Origin of the sequence: Agrobacterium sp. T29 (assembly GCF_006970545.1) — a bacterium.
In the GTDB taxonomy this organism is placed as follows: domain Bacteria; phylum Pseudomonadota; class Alphaproteobacteria; order Rhizobiales; family Rhizobiaceae; genus Agrobacterium; species Agrobacterium leguminum.
The window spans coordinates 988,386-1,005,198 of the sequence record NZ_CP040640.1; the positions used below are offsets into that span (position 1 = coordinate 988,386).

A 16,813-nucleotide genomic window follows, 5' to 3' on the forward strand; every position below is an offset into this window, starting at 1 on the left:
TGACATGACGGCCTTTATACAAAGTCTCGAATGAACCGGCCGTGGCGCGTGACATAGAGCCGCGCGGGGCTTTCAAAGGGCAATGAGGGATCACCTATCATGAGTTTTGTGACATCTTCGAGAACCGTGCGCGTGATTTTCGGCATGTTCAGACCGGAAAGGTCTGTCATGTCAAGCCATTGCACATTGTGCAACTCGTCGGAATCACGGGTTAGCCGGGTATCCAGCCGCAATTCGTCGGCATAACAGCAGAAGAATCGCGTGTCGTAGCGCCGCACATTGCCGGGTGGGGTGATGGCGCGGGCCACATATCGGAAACGGGAAAGATCGGGACCCCTGGTGCTCAAGCCGAGATCCACGCCGGTTTCCTCGAAAAGCTCGCGCGCGGCGGCAAGCGCCAGAGCTCTCGCGCCGGCAGCGCTCAGCCGCCGCGCTGCGGAGGCGGTGAGGCTGTGGAGGACGGCGGGATGCAGATCGCCCGAAAAGGGCAGTGCATGGTCGCGCGGATCGCGTTTGCCGCCGGGAAACACATAGGCGCCGGGCATGAAGACATGGGCGCTGCTGCGCTGGCCCATCAGCACCCTGAGCTGCGAGCCGGAGCGGTCGAACAGAATGATGGAGGCGGCGTCGCGCGGCCGCATGGGCGCGCTCGCCGTTTCGGCACGCCGGGGAAGCTGAGGCATGTGCAAGGTCCCGCCCGCCGTCAGTGAGACGAGCCGTCGATCTGCGCTTTTTGCTGTTTTCGGTCGAAGCCGTGCATCTTCAGCGCCCATTGCAGGCCAATGACGCCGCCCTTGATGGGTTGCAGCGTCAAAAGCGCGGCGAGAACGGTGATCGGCACCCAGATGGCGAAATGCACCCACATGGGAACGGAAAACACCATATCGGTCATCATGAAACCGCCGACGGCGATATGGCCGATGATGACGATGGAAATATAGGGCGGCAGGTCATCGGACCGGTGATGGTGCATTTCTTCGCCGCAGGCGGCACAGGCGTCCACCGGCTTCAGAAAGGCCCGGAACAGGCGTCCGCTGCCGCACGCAGGACAGCGATTGGCCATTCCCCGCATGATCGAGCGGCCAAGCGGCCGTTCCGCGCTATCGTCTCCGAAGGTGACTGTTTCCGAGCCCTGATGTGCACTCATCCTTAAGTCCTTCTCCCGTTTTTCAACCGCCTGAAGCGGTCTTGTTATCGTCGCCTTCTGGGCGGTCGCGTTCCGGGCTTTGCGGCAGGACGCGATGTCCGCCGGCCTGCCTTGTGGAACGACCGCGAGCCGACCGGCATTTTGCGCCCCGGGCTCAGCATATCGAAACGAAGCGCGCCTGCCAAAGGCACCGCTTCCGCAAGCCGCACCTGAACCGTGTCGCCAAGCTGGTATCCAAGGCCCGTCTTCTCTCCTGTCAGGGCCTGATGGGCCTCATCGTAGAGGAAATAGTCGATTCCGAGTGTAGATATAGGAACAAAGCCGTCCGCGCCAAATTGCGGAAGCGCGACAAAAAGTCCCGCCTTGGTGACACCGGAAACGCGGCCCTCGAATTCTTCGCCCACCCGTTCAGACAGATGATGCGCGATCAGCCGGTTGATGGTGTCGCGTTCGGCAGCCATGGCGCGGCGCTCGAAGGTCGAGATTTCGGCGGCGATATCGTCCAGCGTCGCCTCTTCCTGCGGGGTGATGCCGCCTTCGCCGAGGCCCAGAGAACCCACCAGCGCGCGATGCACGATGAGGTCGGCATAACGGCGGATCGGCGAGGTGAAATGCGCATATTTCATCAGGTTGAGGCCGAAATGGCCGATATTTTCCGGGCTGTAGATCGCCTGGCTCTGGCTGCGCAGCACCATCTCGTTGACCATGATCTGGTGCGGCGTATCGAGCGCGCGGGCCAGAATGCCGTTGAAGGAATTGGCGCGCATGGCCGCACCCTTGGCCATGGAAATGCCGATGGTGCCGAGGAATTCGCGCAGCACTTCCTGCTTGGAAAGTGTGGGCGCATCATGGACGCGATAGACCAGCGGCTGCTTCTTCTTCTCCAGCGTCTCGGCGGCGGCGACATTCGCCTGGATCATCATTTCCTCGATCAGCTTATGCGCGTCGAGGCGTTCGGGAATGACGACCTTGTCCACCGTGCCATCGGGCCGCAGCTGGATCTTGCGCTCCGGCATGTCGAGTTCCAGCGGCTGGCGGCGGTCGCGGCCGCGCTTCATCACCGCATAGGCGTGCCATAGCGGCTTCAGGACCGGCTCCAGCAGCGGGCCGGTCTTGTCATCCGGCCGTCCGTCGATGGCCGCCTGAGCTTGGCTGTAGGAGAGCTTGGCAGCGCTCTTCATCATGATGCGGTGGAAGGTGTGGCCGGCCTTGCGGCCTTCCTTCGAAAAGATCATCCGCACCGCAAGGGCAGGGCGGTCGACGCCTTCCTTCAGCGAGCAGAGATCGTTGGAAATGCGCTCCGGCAGCATCGGCACGACGCGGTCGGGGAAATAGACGGAGTTGCCGCGTTTCAGCGCTTCGCGGTCTAGCGGCGAACCGGAACGCACATACCAGGAGACATCGGCAATGGCGACGGTGACGATGACACCGTCAGGATTGTCGGGCGACGTGTCGGGCTCGGCATAGACCGCATCGTCATGGTCCTTGGCGTCGGCCGGATCGATGGTGATGAGCGGCAGGTCGCGCCAGTCCTCGCGGTGCGACATGCTGGCCGCCTTGGCGGCATCCGCCTCGGCAAGAACGTTCGAGGGGAAGATGTGCGGAATGCCGTGGGAATGGATCGCGATCATCGAGATCGCCTTTTCCGAGGCAACGGAGCCGATGACCGACAGCACCTTGGCGCGCGTCAGCCCATAACGGCCGCTGTTGCGCGAGGTTTCCACCTCGATCAGGTCACCGTCTTTCGCATCGCCGACGCCATCGGGGTCGATGACCATTTCTTCGCCGCGCCGGTCGATCGGCATCAGCCGTCCGCCACCACCCGCCGTCTCCTTGAACACGCCGAGCAGCGCATTCTGGCGGCGGTCGATCAGCTTGACGACGCGGGCCGTATAGGCCGGGCCGGAGCTTTCCTTGGAGGGGAAGATTTTCGCCAGAATGCGGTCGCCAAGACCCGCCGCCGGGGCCTTCTTGCCGCGATCCTGCGATGACTGGCGGATGAGCACGGCCGGCGCCGCGCCCTGATCCTCCGGCCATTCTGCCGGCCGGCCGATCAATTCGCCGTCCTTGTCGCGGGTGGTGATATCGAGAACCGTGACCGGCGGCAGGCCGCCCGGCCGCGTCAGCGACTTGCGGCTCTTCTGCACCATGCCGTCGGCTTCAAGCTCTTTCAGCAGCGCTTTGAGAACGACGCGGTTCTCGCCTTTCAGCCCGAAAGCCTTGGCGATTTCCCGCTTGGAGGCCTGTTGCGGATGGTCGGCGATGAATTTCAGCAGCACCTCGCGGGGAGGCACCTCGCCATGGATGATGCCTTCACCTTCACTGACCCGCTTGCCGCGCCCGGTGCGTCCGAAACCGTCGCTGGCGGAACCCTGTCTCTGACGCGGCGCTTTGCTCACTCTGCTGCCTTCTTGGGTTTGGCCGCTGCCTTCGGCTTGGCGGCCGTCTTGCTCTTTGCTGCCGCCTTGGCCTTGGTCGCCTTTGGCTTAGCTGCGGCGTCACCATCGGCCTTCTTGGCAGCCGTCTTCCTGCCCTTGGCAGGCTTGCCGCCGGTGCCCGTCTTGGCAATGCGCTCGGCGATCAGCACCAGCGCCTCGTCCAGCGTCACCGAAGCCGGGTCCTGACCCTTCGGAATGGTGGCGTTGACCTTGCCCCAGTTGACGTAAGCGCCGTAACGCCCATCACGAACGGTGATCGAGCCGCCATCGGGGTGGTCGCCCAGCTCCTTCAGCGCCGCCGGCGTGCCGCTGCGGCCGCGGCCCGGTCCCTTGCTCAGCTTTTCGGCAATCACGGTCACGGCGCGGTTGAGGCCGATAGAGAACACGTCCTCGATGCTTTCAAGGTTCGCATAGGAACCGTCATGCAGCAGGAACGGCCCGTAGCGGCCGAGGCCGGCGGAAATCATCTTGCCGGTTTCCGGATGCTTGCCGATATCGCGCGGAAGGTTGATGAGCGCCAGCGCCTTTTCGTGGTCGATATCTTCAGGCTTCCAGCCCTTGGGCAGCGAGGAGCGCTTGGCCTCCTTGCCGTCGCCGCGCTGGATATAGGGCCCGAAACGGCCGGAGCGCAGCGTCAGCTCCTCGCCGGTCATCGGATCGGCACCCAGCGCCTTCGGCTCGTTCGAAGCCGCAGCTTCGGCTTCCGAACCGTCCGAGGTCAGCTGGCGGGTGTAGTTGCATTCCGGATAGTTGGAGCAACCGACGAAAGCGCCGTATTTGCCGAGCTTCAGCGAAAGATTGCCGGTGCCGCAAACCTGACAGATGCGCGGATCGGAACCATCCTCGCGCTTGGGGAAGACCAGCGGCGCCAGAACCTCGTTCAGCGCATCCAGAACGTTGGTGACACGCAGTTCCTTGGTGTCTTCGATCTGGGCGAAGAAATCCTTCCAGAAATCGCGCAGCACCTGCTTCCAGTCCAGTTCGCCGGCGGAAATCCGGTCGAGCTTTTCTTCAAGCGCGGCGGTGAAGTCGTATTCGACGTATTTGGTGAAGAAGCTTTCGAGGAAAGCCGTCACCAGCCGGCCGCGCGAATGCGGGATCAGCTTGCGCTTGTCGACGACGATATATTCACGGTCGCTCAGCGTCTTCAGCGTCGCCGCATAGGTGGAAGGACGGCCGATGCCGAGTTCTTCCATCTTCTTGATCAGCGAGGCTTCCGAGTAGCGCGGCGGCGGTTCGGTGAAGTGCTGGCTGGCGTTGATCTTCTGCTTGGCGAGGTTCTCGCGCTCGTTGATCGGTGGCAGACGGCCTTCGTCGTCACCGTCGTCGCTCTGTTCGCCATCTTCCTTCTGGTCGGTATAGGCGGCGATGAAACCGTCGAAACGGATCACCGAACCGACGGCGCGCAGGCCTGCCTTTTCGCCGCCATTGCTGGCAAGGATTTCCACCGTGGTCCGCTCGATTTCGGCCGAGGCCATCTGGCTCGCTATACCGCGCTTCCAGATCAGGTCATAAAGACGCAGCTGATCGGGATCGAGGTAACGCTTCACCTGATCCGGCGTGCGGTTGAAATCGGTCGGGCGGATCGCTTCGTGCGCTTCCTGGGCGTTTTTGGCCTTGGTGGAATAGAAACGCGCCTTTTCCGGCACGTAACGGCCACCGAACTGCTCGCCAATGGCGCGGCGGGCGGCATCGATCGCTTCCGGGGCCATCTGCACGCCGTCGGTACGCATATAGGTGATCAGACCGACGGTCTCGCCGCCGATGTCGATGCCTTCGTAAAGCTTCTGCGCCACCTGCATGGTGCGCGAGGCGGAAAAGCCCATGCGCGAGGAGGCCGCCTGCTGCAGCGTCGAAGTGGTGAAGGGCGGGCCGGGATTGCGCTTGACCGGTTTCGCCTCGACGCTTTCGACCACATAGCTCGCGCCTTCCAGCAGCGCCTTCAGCCGGTTCGCATCGTCTCCGGTCTTGATCGAGCGGCTTTGCAGGCGCTTGCCATCGGCCGAAACCAGCTTGGCTTCGAATTCGTCACCGCGCGGTGTCTTCAGAAGTGCGCTGATGTTCCAGTATTCTTCGGAGACGAAACGCTCGATCTCGGATTCGCGGTCGCAGACGAGGCGCAGCGCCACCGACTGAACGCGGCCGGCGGAACGCGCGCCGGGCAGCTTGCGCCACAACACGGGCGACAGGTTGAACCCGACCAGATAATCCAGCGCGCGGCGGGCGAGATAAGCGTCGACCAGCGGCACATCGATGTCGCGCGGGTTCGCCATGGCGTCCAGCACGGCCTTTTTGGTGATGGCGTTGAAGACCACGCGTTTTACCGGCTTGTCGCCGAGGACGCGCTTCTTCTTCAAAAGATCGAGAACGTGCCAGGAAATGGCCTCGCCTTCGCGATCCGGGTCGGTTGCGAGAATGAGGCCGTCGGAGGATTTTACCGCATCGGCAATATCCTTCATGCGCTTGGCGGATGCGCTGTCGACCTCCCAGGACATTTCGAAATCCTGGTCGGGCAGCACCGATCCGTCCTTGGCAGGAAGGTCTCTGACGTGGCCAAAGGATGCAAGAACCTTGTAGCCCGAGCCAAGATACTTGTTGATCGTCTTGGCTTTGGCAGGAGATTCTACGACGACGACATTCATATTGTTTTTCTCTGGAACTGGTCCGTTAACGTGGCCGGGTCACGGCGCAATGCCGCAATTCGCCTTCTTTATATTTCGACATGGACAGGTAATGCGCGCGGGTCAAGAGGCAAGGCCGATTTTATCGCTTCAAGGTGATTGCAACCTATGGATAATCTATTGTTGTATTGCAATCTTTGGTAAATTGGTTATGATGGGCAACATCATTTGAATCGACTTATTGCTCTTCGTTTCAGGCAAATTTTGCAGGATAGATATATGGTCCCCAACGCAACAAACAATAATGCCGATAATGAAGGGACCAGAGAGAACTTGGCTTACATTCGCCAGATGCTCGCGGAACTGCGGCAGGTCGCAAGCCGTGAGGGGGCCGACATGCTGTGTTATCTGATCGAGATGGCCTATGTCGAAGTCGGCGATATCCAGAGCGGACGGCGCAAGCTGTCAATCCGCGATGAAGAGCGACACACGCCCCCCGGCATGCCGGTTTAGACGTCCGGCGATATCAAGCTCCAGCAGCACCAGATGAACGGTTGCAGCGGAAAAACCTGTGTGACGGATGATATCGTCCGTTTCCACGGGCGAGGGACCGAGAGCGGCGGCGATGATGCTGCGCTCGTCGTCCCCTGGTGGTGACATCTCGGTGTCGGATCTCGGTTCCTCGATCTTGCGTTCATAGGGCAATTGCGGCTCCATCAGCGGGCGCAGCGCTTCCAGAATATCGGCCGCGCCCGTGGTCAGCATCGCGCCTTCCTTGATCAGCCGGTTGGTGCCCTCGCAGCGTGCATCGAGCGGGGAGCCGGGCACGGCGAAAACCAGCCGCCCCGCTTCTCCGGCAAGCCTTGCCGTTATCAGCGAACCGGAGCGCTCCGCCGCTTCGACGATGACGACACCGAGGGAGACGCCGGCGATCAATCGGTTGCGGCGGGGAAAATCGCGGGCGCGCGGTTCCCAGCCAAAGGGCATTTCGCTGATCGTCGCGCCGCCCTGGTCATATATTTCCTGCAAAAGCCCGAAATTTTCCTGCGGATAGGGGCGGTCGAGACCGCCGGCCAGCATGGCAACCGTGCCGGTTGCAAGGCTTGCCCGGTGTGCGGCCGCATCGATACCGCGCGCCAACCCCGAAGCGATCGTATAACCGGCGCGGCCGCAATCGCGCGCCAGCATGGCGGCGAATTTCGCGCCGTTGATGGAGGCGTTGCGGGAGCCGACGATGCCGATGCTTGATCTTGTCGCGGTCGCTGCCGATCCTTTCATGGCAATCAGCGGCGGCGCGCCATCCAGCTGCCGCAGGGCAGGCGGGTAATCCGGCTCGCCGATGCCGACGAAACGCGCGCCGAATTTTTCGGCCGTTTCGATCTCGCCTTCCGCTTCCGCCTGCGTCGCGATGCGCGGACTGCGCGACGAGCCGCCGCGTCTTGAAAGCTCGGGCAGGGCATCGAGCGCCTTTTCGGCGCTGCCGAAATGATTGATGAGTTCGCGGAAGGTGACGGGGCCGATATTGTCGCTGCGGATGAGCCTCAGCCACGCGACCCGCTGCCGCGCGGAAAGCTCTATGCCCTGCCGTGTCGTTTCCTCATGCGGCATGGCACATCCTTAAATGGGTCTCAGCCCTTTTGCCCGATCCTGCTTTCAGTGCCCGCCAGCAGGCGCGCGATGTTCTCGCGGTGCTTCCACCATGAAATCGCACTCAGCAGCGTCACCAGCAGCGCCGTCTTTTCAGGTCCGAGCACCCAGAGGGCGACGGGAATGACCAGCATGGCCAAAAGCGCCGACAGCGACGAGTAGCGGGTGATGAAGGCGGTTGCGAGCCAGATGAGCGCAAAGGCCAGCATCATCAGCGGTGCGGCACCCAAGAGCACGCCGATATAGGTCGCCACACCCTTGCCGCCCCTGAAGCCGAGCCAAACCGGAAACAGGTGCCCGAGAAAGGCGAAGAAACCGGCGACCAGCGACGCTTCGTAACCCCAGAGCGCATTGGCGACCAACACCGCCGCCGTGCCCTTCAGCGCGTCCAGCAGCAGGGTTGCGGCGGCGAGCTTCTTGTTGCCGGTGCGCAGCACATTGGTCGCGCCGATATTGCCGGAGCCGATCTTGCGAACGTCGCCCAGCCCCGCCATGCGGGTAAGAATGAGGCCGAAGGGAATGGAACCGAACAGATAGCCGATCAGCGCCGAAAGCGCGAGAAGGGCAGGCGCCGTCTGCCAGTCAGTCAAAGCACTCATTCAAACGTCCCCTCTGTCGCGCTGGCCGCGTGATCTCTGTCGGTGATCTTATGCCAAGGAATGAACGGCTTTGCCAGCCACATAAGTGGCAACCGCGCGGCCGCTGAAACGGGCATCCTCGAACGGGGTGTTCTTGGATTTCGAGACCAGCTGCTCCTTTGCCACGAGCCACGGCTCGTCGAGGTCGATCAGCGTGATATCGGCCTTCGCGCCCGCCTTCAGCGTTCCGGCATCCAGTCCGAAAATCTTTGCCGGGCGGGTGGAGAGCGCATCGATCAGCCGCATCAGCGGAACTTCGTCGCTGTGGTACAGGCGCAGCGCCGCCGCCAGCAGGGTTTCGAGCCCGACCGCGCCGCTCGCCGCATCCGAAAACGGCAGGCGCTTGGTGTCGACATCCTGCGGGTCGTGCGAGGAGACGATGATATCTATGGTGCCGTCCTTCAGTGCTTCCACCATGGCCTTGCGGTCGTCTTCGGCGCGCAGCGGCGGCGAAAGCTTGAAGAAGGTGCGGTACTCGCCGATATCGTTCTCGTTGAGCGTCAGGTGGTTGATCGAGATGCCGCAGGTGGCCTTAACGCCCCGCTGCCGCGCAACGCGGATCGCTTCCGCCGATTCGGGCACGGAAATCTTGGCGGCGTGGTAGATCGCCTGTGTCAGCCCGGCAATGCGCAGGTCGCGCTCCAGCGGGATGATCTCGGCTTCCTTCGGAACGCCCGACAGCCCGAGCCAGCTTGCGAAAAGCCCCTCGTTCATGTCACCGCCGCCGATATATTTGTCGCGTGTCTCGAGCGCGATCACTGCGCCCAGTTCACGCGCATAGGTCATGGCGCGGCGCAGCACCAGCGTATCGGAAAGCGCCTTGCGGCCATTGGTGAAGGCAACCGCACCGGCTTCCTTCAACATGCCGAATTCGGTCATTTCCTCGCCGTTCAGACCCTTGGTCAGGGCTGCTGCGGGATGCACATTGACGAGCGCCTTGTCGCGCGCTGTCTTTTTCACATATTCGACCAGTGCGATGTCATCGATGACGGGGTCGGTATCGGGCATCACGATGATGCTGGTGACGCCGCCGGCCGCTGCCGCGCGCGAGGCGGATTCGATGGTTTCGCGGTGTTCGGCACCCGGCTCACCCACGAAAACACGGGCATCCACCAGACCGGGAACGGCCAGCAGACCCTTGCAGTCGCGAACCGTCGCTCCTTCGGGAGCACCCTGATTATGGGCGTCCTTGCCGGCCGCCAGAATGGTGCCGTCGGCGCCGATGATCACACTGCCGGTCTCGTCGAGGTTACGGGACGGATCGACGATGCGGAGATTGTTGAGAACGGTAACGGCACTCATACGCGCTCACCCTGATTTTGCGAGACAAGCAGGGTTTCCATGACCGCCATGCGCACGGCAACCCCCATTTCCACCTGACTTTCAATCACGCTTTGCGGACCGTCGGCCACGTCGGAGGCGATTTCCACGCCGCGGTTCATCGGGCCGGGATGCATGACCAGCGCATCTTCCTTCGCCGCCTTCAGCTTTTCGGCATCGAGGCCGTAATAATGGAAATATTCGCGCACCGAAGGCACGAAGGAGCCGGACATGCGCTCGCGCTGCAGACGCAACATCATCACCACATCGGCGTTCTTCAGCCCTTCCTTCATGTCGTGGAAGACTTCGACGCTCATGTCGCGGATACCGGAGGGCAAAAGTGTGGCGGGGGCGACGACGCGAACGCGCGCACCCATCTGGTTGAGCAGGATGATGTTGGAGCGGGCAACGCGCGAATGCAGCACGTCGCCGCAGATTGCCACCGTGATGCCGGACAGTTCGCCCTTGGCGCGGCGGATGGTCAGCGCGTCGAGCAGGGCCTGCGTCGGGTGCTCATGCTGGCCGTCTCCGGCATTGACGACGGAGCAGGCGACCTTTTGCGCCAGCAGCGCGGCGGCGCCGGCGGAGGAGTGGCGCACGACCAGCACATCCGGGCGCATGGCGTTCAGCGTCATCGCCGTATCGATCAGCGTTTCGCCCTTCTTCACCGACGAATTGCCGACCGACATGTTCATCACGTCCGCGCCGAGGCGCTTTCCGGCAAGCTCGAAGGAGGACTGCGTGCGCGTCGAGGCTTCGAAGAACAGGTTGATCTGCGTCAGGCCCCGAAGCGTCGAGGTCTTTTTCTCGCGCTGGCGGCTGATTTTCACCGCCTCGTCGGCCTTGTCGAGAAGCAGGGTGATATCCTGGTGGGAAAGCCCCTTGATGCCGAGGAGATGGCGATGGGGGAAGAAGACCATGCGGTTTGCCTCCTGACGGGCGCCGCATTTTCCCGTGAAAATGCCCGGAACGCCCGAATGCTGATCCGCGCGCTCCCATTCGCTGTGAACACGCCTCAGGAGTGCGGCGGAATTCGGTCCTGCGCTCTATAGAGACTGCATGGTCGCGGGGCAAGCGCCCGCAACTCCTGAAATGAAAACATGCCGATGTTTCCCCAACCCTCGAGCACAAACGGCCTGACGATGGAAGGCGCAGGCATTAAACGATGCCATGCTCCTTCAAAAGCGCCTGCTCGTCTCCTGACGCCCAGCCGAAAACTTTCGGGGCTCCGTCCAGCCTCTGGACGAAGTAATGAACATCGAAATCGATTGCGACATCCGGTTGCCGCTTGCGATCGAAGGTCGCCGTCCAGGCAACATGGGCAAGGCAATGGTGTTCATCGATGGGCGAGATACGGATGTCGCGTATCCGCATCTCCTTCGTTCCGATCGTCCGGTAGCGCTCGTAACCCGTCATCATGACCTGCTTTAAGTGGTCATCGTTCTTTCCGGTCATCACCCCGGCGGGGGAGGCGGCGATGAAGTCGGAGGCGTAGAGGGAGGCGACCTCCTCCATATCCATGTCGCCCTTGAGGGACTTATTGAAAAATCGTTCATATCGCTCGAAGAGCTTTCTTACGCTGGCCTCCATGGTCTCCTCCCTGTGCAGCCGTTTAGCAAAGTCGCCAACCGAAAAAGCCTGCCGCAGGTTCCACATCCGGCCGCAGATTATGGAGAATGCGTTTATCCGCATGCCCGCCGGTTGCTGCCGCAACTTCTGCGTGGCTTTTTTGGGGACTGTCGTTGATCTTGCCGGAAACGTGTTTGGTATTCTCCGGGCCGGATACCTAAATCAGGATCACTCCCGAAAAATGCTGAAAGCGGCGGTTTAATCGTCTCAATCGCTTCCTGCGGGTGGAATTATGCAATATCACCCCACTATGCAACGCCAGTACAAAACAGCTAGAAGCAGCGGATGACCCAGAATTCCCGGACAGAAGAAACGCTCGCCGAACTGAACCAGCCAAGCCTCTGGTCCGGTATCAACGCCTATCGTTCCGATCCGCTGATCGTCGATCTCACCTCCGGCCTGTCGCGCAATCTGAGAGACGAGTTCGACCAGCTCGGCCGTTACGTCACGTCGCATGAGGCGCAGGAACTGGCGCGCATGGCCAATCAGGGCGTGCCGCAGCTGCATACCCACGGCCCGCGCGGCGAGCGTCTGGATCAGGTGGAATTCCATCCCGCCTGGCACGCGCTGATGCGCCGTTCCATGTCGTCAGGCCTGCATTCCAGTGTCTGGGAGAATTCTCCCGATACGCGCGGCAATGAGCACAAGGCCCGCGCCACGAAATTTTACCTGACCTCGCAACTTGAGGCCGGGCATCTTTGCCCGCTGACCATGACCAGCGCCTCCGTTGCCGCCATCATGGCTTCGCCGCGCGTGCAGAAGGAATGGGCGCCGAAGATTCTCTCGCGCAAGTATGATTCTTCGCAGAAACCGGCCCTGCAGAAAACCGCCGTCACCATTGGCATGGGCATGACGGAAAAGCAGGGCGGTACGGATGTGCGCGCCAACCGCACAACGGCGGAGCGGGTGGGCGAGGGCATCTATCGCCTGTCCGGTCACAAGTGGTTCTTGTCCGCGCCGATGAGCGACGGTTTCGTCATGCTCGCCCAGATGGGCGACGGCATGGGCTGCTTCCTCGTGCCGCGTTATCTGGAGGACGGCTCAAAGAACGGCCTGCATTTCCAGCGCCTGAAAGACAAGCTCGGCAACCGCTCCAACGCATCCGCCGAAGTCGAATTCACCGATGCCTTCGGTTATCTGCTGGGCGATCCCGGCAGCGGCATCCGTACGATCCTCGACATGGTGACACTGACGCGGCTCGATTGCGCGCTTGCCTCCGCCGGCATGATGCGCGCCTCGCTTGCCGAAGCCGTGCATTATGCCCGTGGCCGTTCGGTTTTCGGCAAGATGCTGGTCACCCAGCCGATCATGACGCGCGTTCTCGCCGACATGGCGCTGGATGTGGCGGCGGCCACTGCGCTCTCCTTCCGGCTGGCGACGGCATTCGACGCCGCACGCAACAATCCGGCTGAGGCCGCCTATGCGCGGGTGATGACGCCCATCGTGAAATATTGGTGCTGCAAGATCGCGCCGGCGCTTATCTATGAGGCCATGGAGTGCCTTGGCGGCAACGGTTACGTGGAAGAGCGGCCGATTGCCCGCCACTATCGCGAAGCGCCCGTCAACGCCATCTGGGAAGGCTCCGGCAACGTCATGGCGCTGGATGTGCTGCGGGTTCTCCAGCGCGGCAAGGATTTGTTCGATCTCGTTTTCCAGACGCTGGAGCGCGATCTCGGGGCAGCCGGCAAGAAGACCACCGACGTGCTGCGCGCCGCAATCGCCCTTGCCGAGCGTGACGAGGGAGCGGCCCGCCTGCTGGTGGAGCAGTTCGCGCTTGCGGCCGCTGCCGCCGAGCTTTGCCGTCTCGGCGCCGGCAAGATCGCCGATGCCTTCCTCGAGACCCGTCTCGCGGGCGGCTGGCGGCATACTTACGGCATGCTCGATTCCCGCTTCGATCCGAATTATATAATCGATCTTCTTTATCCGCCTGCATCTTGACCGATGCTTGCGTATGAAGGTTTTGCAGTCCCGGCGGGAGGGGTCTCGGATTTGAGAAACAGCAATGGCGTAAAGCGTGTTCTGATCTGTCAAGACACTTTCGCGCATCGATGCGCGGCAAGGGAAGGCGGCTGCCAATGCTGACCTTCCGTTCCGCCCGCGCCGAGGATGAAGACGCGCTCTACGCCATAAGCCTTGCCACCGGCGATGCCGGGCAGGACGCCACCGTCCTTTACAATGATGGCCGCATGGTCGGGCATATCTATTCCGTGCCCTATCTGCATCTCTGGCCCGATGCCGTTTTCGTGGCGGAAGATGAGGAAGGTGTGTGCGGTTATATCGTCGGCGCACTCGATACGGCGGTGCACGAAGAGCGGCTGGAGCGGGAATGGTGGCCGCATCTGCGCAGCCTTTATCCCGATCCCGGCGGCGACCAGCAGACATGGGACGCCGACCAGCGCCGCGCCCAGTTCATCCACCATCCGCGCCGCACGCCCGTCTGGCTCACCGATCCGTTTCCGGCCCATATCCACATGAACCTCTTGCCGCGCACGCAGGGCAAGGGCGGCGGCACCCGGCTTCTGTCGCGCTGGCTCGATATGGCGAGACAGAACAACGTCTACGGCATCCACCTCGGCGCCAGCGAACGCAACCATGCGGGCATGCGCTTCTGGGAAACCCGCGGGTTCAAACGCCTCGAAAGCCACGAAACGCCCGGCAGCGTCTGGTTCGGCATGGCGCTGGAGTAATTCAGGTTCTAATGACCCGCGCTGTCCCTGCCGCCAGAAACGGTGCAAAGGCAGTGCGAATGTCTTCAAGAAATGTCTCGCTGAAACGCCCGACGGGCTGTTGCAGCGCGTTGAAATGGTAGGATCGTTCGATCACGTCGTAATTGCATTCGCTGACGGTGATCCAGCCGTGATCATAGCCGGTTAGTTTTGCGCGCCGAAGCTCGAGCTTCGGTATTTCGATTGCCCGCTGCTGGCTGTCCTGCGGAGGTTTCGATGAAATGGGCAGCAGCAATATATGGGACAAGCCCTGTGCGTCCGTAATCGTCAGGATCATGCAGACGGGGCGATCTTTTTCCCCATGGTCACGCGTTGGATTAGCCGCAGACTGCCATCGCCACAAATAGGGATAGGAAACGATATCACCGCGTCTGAACTTGGACACTATCTGTCCTGCTCATCGCGGGATGTCCGATATTCTTCGGAGTCTTTTTCCAGCTGGGTGTTGAACATGGCGGCCAATTCATCGGGCATTTCACCGGCAGCGTAAGACCTGCGCGGATCGTCGCCTCCCAGCATTTTTTCGAAAAGTTCGACCGGCACCACTACGACAGAAGGTCGCCCATGCTTCGTCAGCAAAATGGGCGATTTCTGCGCCTCGTCATGGTAGCGACCGAAATGTCGCATAAACTCCGCTGTGGAAATAGATTTTCTTTTCATGAGGAATCCTCAAATCTGTATTTCCTGAATAATACAGAAAATACAGAAAATTTAAAGCCGTCGATTTTGGTCTGGCGGCCGGCTCATCCACAAGAACCTTCTCCTCATCCGCCCTGCCACGTTGTTCTTCCCTTCATGCTTTGTTAACCCGTTGAGGAAGGCCTTTCAGAAAACGGGTAGGGAATCATGCTGGCGACCGCAGAGGCGATTTCAGCCGACAGACCGGAAAAGCGCATCAAGGATCGCGCTCAGACCGAGAAGGCGATTTTTAATGCGGCGCGGTCGCTGCTTGCCGAAGAGGGATTTCAGGGCTTTGGCATCAATGCCGTTGCCCGCCGCGCCGGCTGCGACAAGCAGCTTATCTACCGTTATTTCGGCGGCCTCGATGGCCTGATCGAGGCGATCGGCGAGGACCTCGGTTCCTGGGTGAAGGATCGAATTCCGGAAGATACCGGCGGCATGTTCCTTTTGACCTATGGCGACCTCATGGAAAAGCTGGCGCTTTATTTCATGGATGCGCTGCGCAGCGATCCTCTCGTCTGCAAGATCATCGCCTGGGAAGTGTCTGACGGTTCGCCGCAGGTGCGGCAACTGGCCGAAGCCCGCGCCAAATCGCTGGGCAAGTGGCTGGAGCGTATGCGCGGTTCGCTGGCGGCGCCGAAGGGGGTGGATACAGCGGCGGTCAATGCCGTACTGTTCGCCGCCATTCAGCACCTCGTCATTTCCGCTGCCACCAGCGGTCAGTTCGCTGGCGTACCGCTCAAATCGGACCGGGACTGGGACAAGATCGCCACTGCCGTCAAAAGGCTGGTGCGCGGCGTTTACGGCTGAACCGGTTTCCGCAGGCGGATGGCAGTCGCGCTCGGGCCTGTGCATTAAAGAAAAATCAGTCATGTTTTCGCCGAGCCGGCAACCGCCCGGCGCATCCGGCCGTTCACGCGATCACGTTCTTTTCCACATGCCGGCCGCCCGTCGTTAACCATAATGACAGCTTTCATTTGCCTCGCCGTGGCTGCCGGTCCAGTGTGGATTAACGAAATATTAACCATGCGCAATGACTGCGCATAAGGGAGCCGCAAGTGAGCCGCTGGACAGCTTTAGGCGTCATGATGACGTTTTTTGTGATGCTGCCGTTGGATATCGACGCGCCGGCGCTGAACCTCTGCCTTATGGCCGTGGTGCGCTGGGCGGTGCTTGCCGGCGTTCCCGATACGATGTTTGTGCGGGGGCAGGCGGCATGAAGTGGTTTCTGATCCTCTGGGCCGGTCCCGTCGCGCTACTGGGCAGCTGGTACTGGCTTTCCTATTACGACATGAGCTTCGGCTTCTACATGCTCACACGCCAGACCCATGATCTGGTGTTCGAGATTTACGGCAATATTCTCGGCCTGCCGCCGGAAAGCCTGCCGCCGCTGGTGGCGCGCGCCATCGCCGTCGACAGCCTGATCGTTTTTGCGATTCTCGCCTTCCGCAAGAGAAAACAGATTGCGGCGTGGTGGCAGGGCCGTCAGTCGGCCGCGCGGGTGAGTGCGGAAAGCCTGTCCAGCGCGCCCTGAAGAATGAAGCTTGCGGCTGCCGAATCGATCCGTTCGGCGCGCTTTGCGCGTGAGACGTCCATTTCCAGCAATGCGCGCTCGGCCGCGACCGTCGAAAGCCGCTCATCCCAGAAAATGAAGGGCAGGGCGGTTTTTTCGCCCATCGTCCGCACGAAGGCGCGCGTCGCCTGCACGCGGGGACCGGCCGAACCATCCATGTTCATCGGCAGGCCGATGATGAAGGCGAAAACTTTTTCCTTTTCGGCGAAGGCCAGCAGCACTTCCGCATCCTGCGTGAATTTCACCCGTTTGATGACGGGGCGCGGCGTTGCGAAACGCCGCGACAGGTCCGACATGGCAAGCCCGATCGTCTTCGTGCCAAGGTCGAGGCCGGCAATCGCCTGTCCCGGCTGAAGCGCCTGCGCCAGTTCCTCAATGGTGAGTGTTGCCATG

Annotated in this window: 18 protein-coding genes; 6 read left to right on the forward strand and 12 right to left on the reverse strand. The window is 61.4% G+C overall.

Annotated elements, in window-relative coordinates; translation table 11 throughout:
* Positions 1–14 precede the first annotated feature (14 nt).
* The 4 genes from FGF54_RS05085 to topA form a co-directional block, all read right to left on the reverse strand.
* A complete protein-coding gene (locus FGF54_RS05085) occupies positions 15–641 on the reverse strand; it encodes an NUDIX hydrolase (protein ID WP_003521495.1) in 627 nt (208 codons plus the stop codon).
* A gap of 62 nt (positions 642–703) precedes the next feature.
* Positions 704–1,147: a DUF983 domain-containing protein gene (locus FGF54_RS05090; protein ID WP_020808926.1), complete on the reverse strand. Its 444-nt coding sequence runs from the start codon at positions 1,145–1,147 to the stop codon at positions 704–706.
* A gap of 44 nt (positions 1,148–1,191) precedes the next feature.
* Positions 1,192–3,546 (reverse strand): ribonuclease R, encoded by a 2,355-nt coding sequence (rnr, locus tag FGF54_RS05095; RefSeq protein WP_142779082.1) that lies wholly within the window; start codon positions 3,544–3,546, stop codon positions 1,192–1,194.
* The gene (gene topA / locus FGF54_RS05100; RefSeq protein WP_142779083.1) at positions 3,543–6,227 is read right to left on the reverse strand and encodes a type I DNA topoisomerase; all 2,685 of its coding nucleotides are present in this window, start codon (positions 6,225–6,227) and stop codon (positions 3,543–3,545) included. The genes rnr and topA overlap by 4 nt, the downstream gene beginning before the upstream one ends.
* Positions 6,228–6,485: 258 nt before the next feature.
* Here topA and FGF54_RS05105 point away from each other — a divergent pair, with 258 nt between their 5' ends.
* Positions 6,486–6,719, forward strand: coding sequence for a hypothetical protein (locus tag FGF54_RS05105; RefSeq protein ID WP_003521491.1), 234 nt, complete (start codon positions 6,486–6,488; stop codon positions 6,717–6,719).
* Here FGF54_RS05105 and dprA read toward each other — a convergent pair.
* The 5 genes from dprA to FGF54_RS05130 all read right to left on the reverse strand — a co-directional run bounded on the left by dprA (position 6,672) and on the right by FGF54_RS05130 (position 11,401).
* Entirely contained in the window at positions 6,672–7,814 is a 1,143-nt protein-coding gene (gene dprA, locus FGF54_RS05110; RefSeq protein WP_142779084.1) for a DNA-processing protein DprA, read from the reverse strand. The genes FGF54_RS05105 and dprA overlap by 48 nt on opposite strands.
* Positions 7,815–7,834: 20 nt before the next feature.
* Positions 7,835–8,452, reverse strand: a complete 618-nt coding sequence (gene plsY, locus FGF54_RS05115; protein WP_168208011.1) for a glycerol-3-phosphate 1-O-acyltransferase PlsY — start codon at positions 8,450–8,452, stop codon at positions 7,835–7,837.
* A gap of 48 nt (positions 8,453–8,500) precedes the next feature.
* A complete protein-coding gene (locus FGF54_RS05120; RefSeq protein WP_142779085.1) occupies positions 8,501–9,793 on the reverse strand; it encodes a dihydroorotase in 1,293 nt (430 codons plus the stop codon).
* Positions 9,790–10,731 carry an aspartate carbamoyltransferase catalytic subunit gene (locus FGF54_RS05125; protein ID WP_003521487.1) on the reverse strand — a complete coding sequence of 314 codons (942 nt, stop codon included), beginning with the start codon at positions 10,729–10,731 and terminating at the stop codon, positions 9,790–9,792. Before FGF54_RS05125 ends, FGF54_RS05120 begins: the two co-directional genes overlap by 4 nt.
* A 238-nt stretch (positions 10,732–10,969) precedes the next feature.
* On the reverse strand, positions 10,970–11,401 hold the full coding sequence (locus tag FGF54_RS05130) for a nuclear transport factor 2 family protein (protein ID WP_142779086.1): 432 nt from the start codon (positions 11,399–11,401) through the stop codon (positions 10,970–10,972).
* Between the two features lie 324 nt (positions 11,402–11,725).
* On the opposite strand from FGF54_RS05130, the gene FGF54_RS05135 reads away from it, so the two are divergent.
* Positions 11,726–13,378 carry an acyl-CoA dehydrogenase family protein gene (locus FGF54_RS05135; protein ID WP_020808932.1) on the forward strand — a complete coding sequence of 551 codons (1,653 nt, stop codon included), beginning with the start codon at positions 11,726–11,728 and terminating at the stop codon, positions 13,376–13,378.
* Positions 13,379–13,515: 137 nt separating this feature from the next.
* On the forward strand, positions 13,516–14,127 hold the full coding sequence (locus tag FGF54_RS05140; protein ID WP_142779087.1) for a GNAT family N-acetyltransferase: 612 nt from the start codon (positions 13,516–13,518) through the stop codon (positions 14,125–14,127).
* A gap of 1 nt (position 14,128) precedes the next feature.
* On the opposite strand, the gene FGF54_RS05145 is transcribed toward FGF54_RS05140, so the two are convergent.
* Positions 14,129–14,551, reverse strand: coding sequence for a hypothetical protein (locus FGF54_RS05145; protein ID WP_246666957.1), 423 nt, complete (start codon positions 14,549–14,551; stop codon positions 14,129–14,131).
* The gene (locus tag FGF54_RS05150) at positions 14,551–14,826 is read right to left on the reverse strand and encodes a type II toxin-antitoxin system Phd/YefM family antitoxin (RefSeq protein ID WP_142779089.1); all 276 of its coding nucleotides are present in this window, start codon (positions 14,824–14,826) and stop codon (positions 14,551–14,553) included. Before FGF54_RS05150 ends, FGF54_RS05145 begins: the two co-directional genes overlap by 1 nt.
* A gap of 186 nt (positions 14,827–15,012) precedes the next feature.
* On the opposite strand from FGF54_RS05150, the gene FGF54_RS05155 reads away from it, so the two are divergent.
* The 3 genes from FGF54_RS05155 (at position 15,013) to FGF54_RS05160 (ending at position 16,381) form a co-directional block, all read left to right on the forward strand.
* Positions 15,013–15,657, forward strand: a complete 645-nt coding sequence (locus FGF54_RS05155; RefSeq protein WP_003521480.1) for a TetR/AcrR family transcriptional regulator — start codon at positions 15,013–15,015, stop codon at positions 15,655–15,657.
* A gap of 275 nt (positions 15,658–15,932) precedes the next feature.
* The gene (locus tag FGF54_RS27710; protein WP_256366667.1) at positions 15,933–16,067 is read left to right on the forward strand and encodes a hypothetical protein; all 135 of its coding nucleotides are present in this window, start codon (positions 15,933–15,935) and stop codon (positions 16,065–16,067) included.
* On the forward strand, positions 16,064–16,381 hold the full coding sequence (locus tag FGF54_RS05160; protein WP_003521478.1) for a DUF6105 family protein: 318 nt from the start codon (positions 16,064–16,066) through the stop codon (positions 16,379–16,381). The genes FGF54_RS27710 and FGF54_RS05160 overlap by 4 nt, the downstream gene beginning before the upstream one ends.
* On the opposite strand, the gene ruvX is transcribed toward FGF54_RS05160, so the two are convergent.
* Positions 16,333–16,812 (reverse strand): Holliday junction resolvase RuvX, encoded by a 480-nt coding sequence (gene ruvX, locus FGF54_RS05165; protein ID WP_003521476.1) that lies wholly within the window; start codon positions 16,810–16,812, stop codon positions 16,333–16,335. The two genes, FGF54_RS05160 and ruvX, sit on opposite strands and share 49 nt — an antisense overlap.
* Position 16,813: the final 1 nt, after the last annotated feature.

Bases quoted from the DNA above. Each gene is read 5' to 3' on its own strand.
- FGF54_RS05085 (WP_003521495.1), bottom strand. From the start codon at position 641: ATGCGGCCGCGCGACGCCGCCTCCATCATTCTGTTCGACCGCTCCGGC.
- FGF54_RS05090 (WP_020808926.1), bottom strand. From the start codon at position 1,147: ATGAGTGCACATCAGGGCTCGGAAACAGTCACCTTCGGAGACGATAGC.
- topA (WP_142779083.1), bottom strand. From the start codon at position 6,227: ATGAATGTCGTCGTCGTAGAATCTCCTGCCAAAGCCAAGACGATCAAC.
- FGF54_RS05105 (WP_003521491.1), top strand. From the start codon at position 6,486: ATGGTCCCCAACGCAACAAACAATAATGCCGATAATGAAGGGACCAGA.
- dprA (WP_142779084.1), bottom strand. From the start codon at position 7,814: ATGCCGCATGAGGAAACGACACGGCAGGGCATAGAGCTTTCCGCGCGG.
- plsY (WP_168208011.1), bottom strand. From the start codon at position 8,452: ATGAGTGCTTTGACTGACTGGCAGACGGCGCCTGCCCTTCTCGCGCTT.
- FGF54_RS05120 (WP_142779085.1), bottom strand. From the start codon at position 9,793: ATGAGTGCCGTTACCGTTCTCAACAATCTCCGCATCGTCGATCCGTCC.
- FGF54_RS05125 (WP_003521487.1), bottom strand. From the start codon at position 10,731: ATGGTCTTCTTCCCCCATCGCCATCTCCTCGGCATCAAGGGGCTTTCC.
- FGF54_RS05130 (WP_142779086.1), bottom strand. From the start codon at position 11,401: ATGGAGGCCAGCGTAAGAAAGCTCTTCGAGCGATATGAACGATTTTTC.
- FGF54_RS05135 (WP_020808932.1), top strand. From the start codon at position 11,726: ATGACCCAGAATTCCCGGACAGAAGAAACGCTCGCCGAACTGAACCAG.
- FGF54_RS05140 (WP_142779087.1), top strand. From the start codon at position 13,516: ATGCTGACCTTCCGTTCCGCCCGCGCCGAGGATGAAGACGCGCTCTAC.
- FGF54_RS05150 (WP_142779089.1), bottom strand. From the start codon at position 14,826: ATGAAAAGAAAATCTATTTCCACAGCGGAGTTTATGCGACATTTCGGT.
- FGF54_RS05155 (WP_003521480.1), top strand. From the start codon at position 15,013: ATGCTGGCGACCGCAGAGGCGATTTCAGCCGACAGACCGGAAAAGCGC.
- FGF54_RS27710 (WP_256366667.1), top strand. From the start codon at position 15,933: ATGATGACGTTTTTTGTGATGCTGCCGTTGGATATCGACGCGCCGGCG.
- FGF54_RS05160 (WP_003521478.1), top strand. From the start codon at position 16,064: ATGAAGTGGTTTCTGATCCTCTGGGCCGGTCCCGTCGCGCTACTGGGC.
- ruvX (WP_003521476.1), bottom strand. From the start codon at position 16,812: ATGGCAACACTCACCATTGAGGAACTGGCGCAGGCGCTTCAGCCGGGA.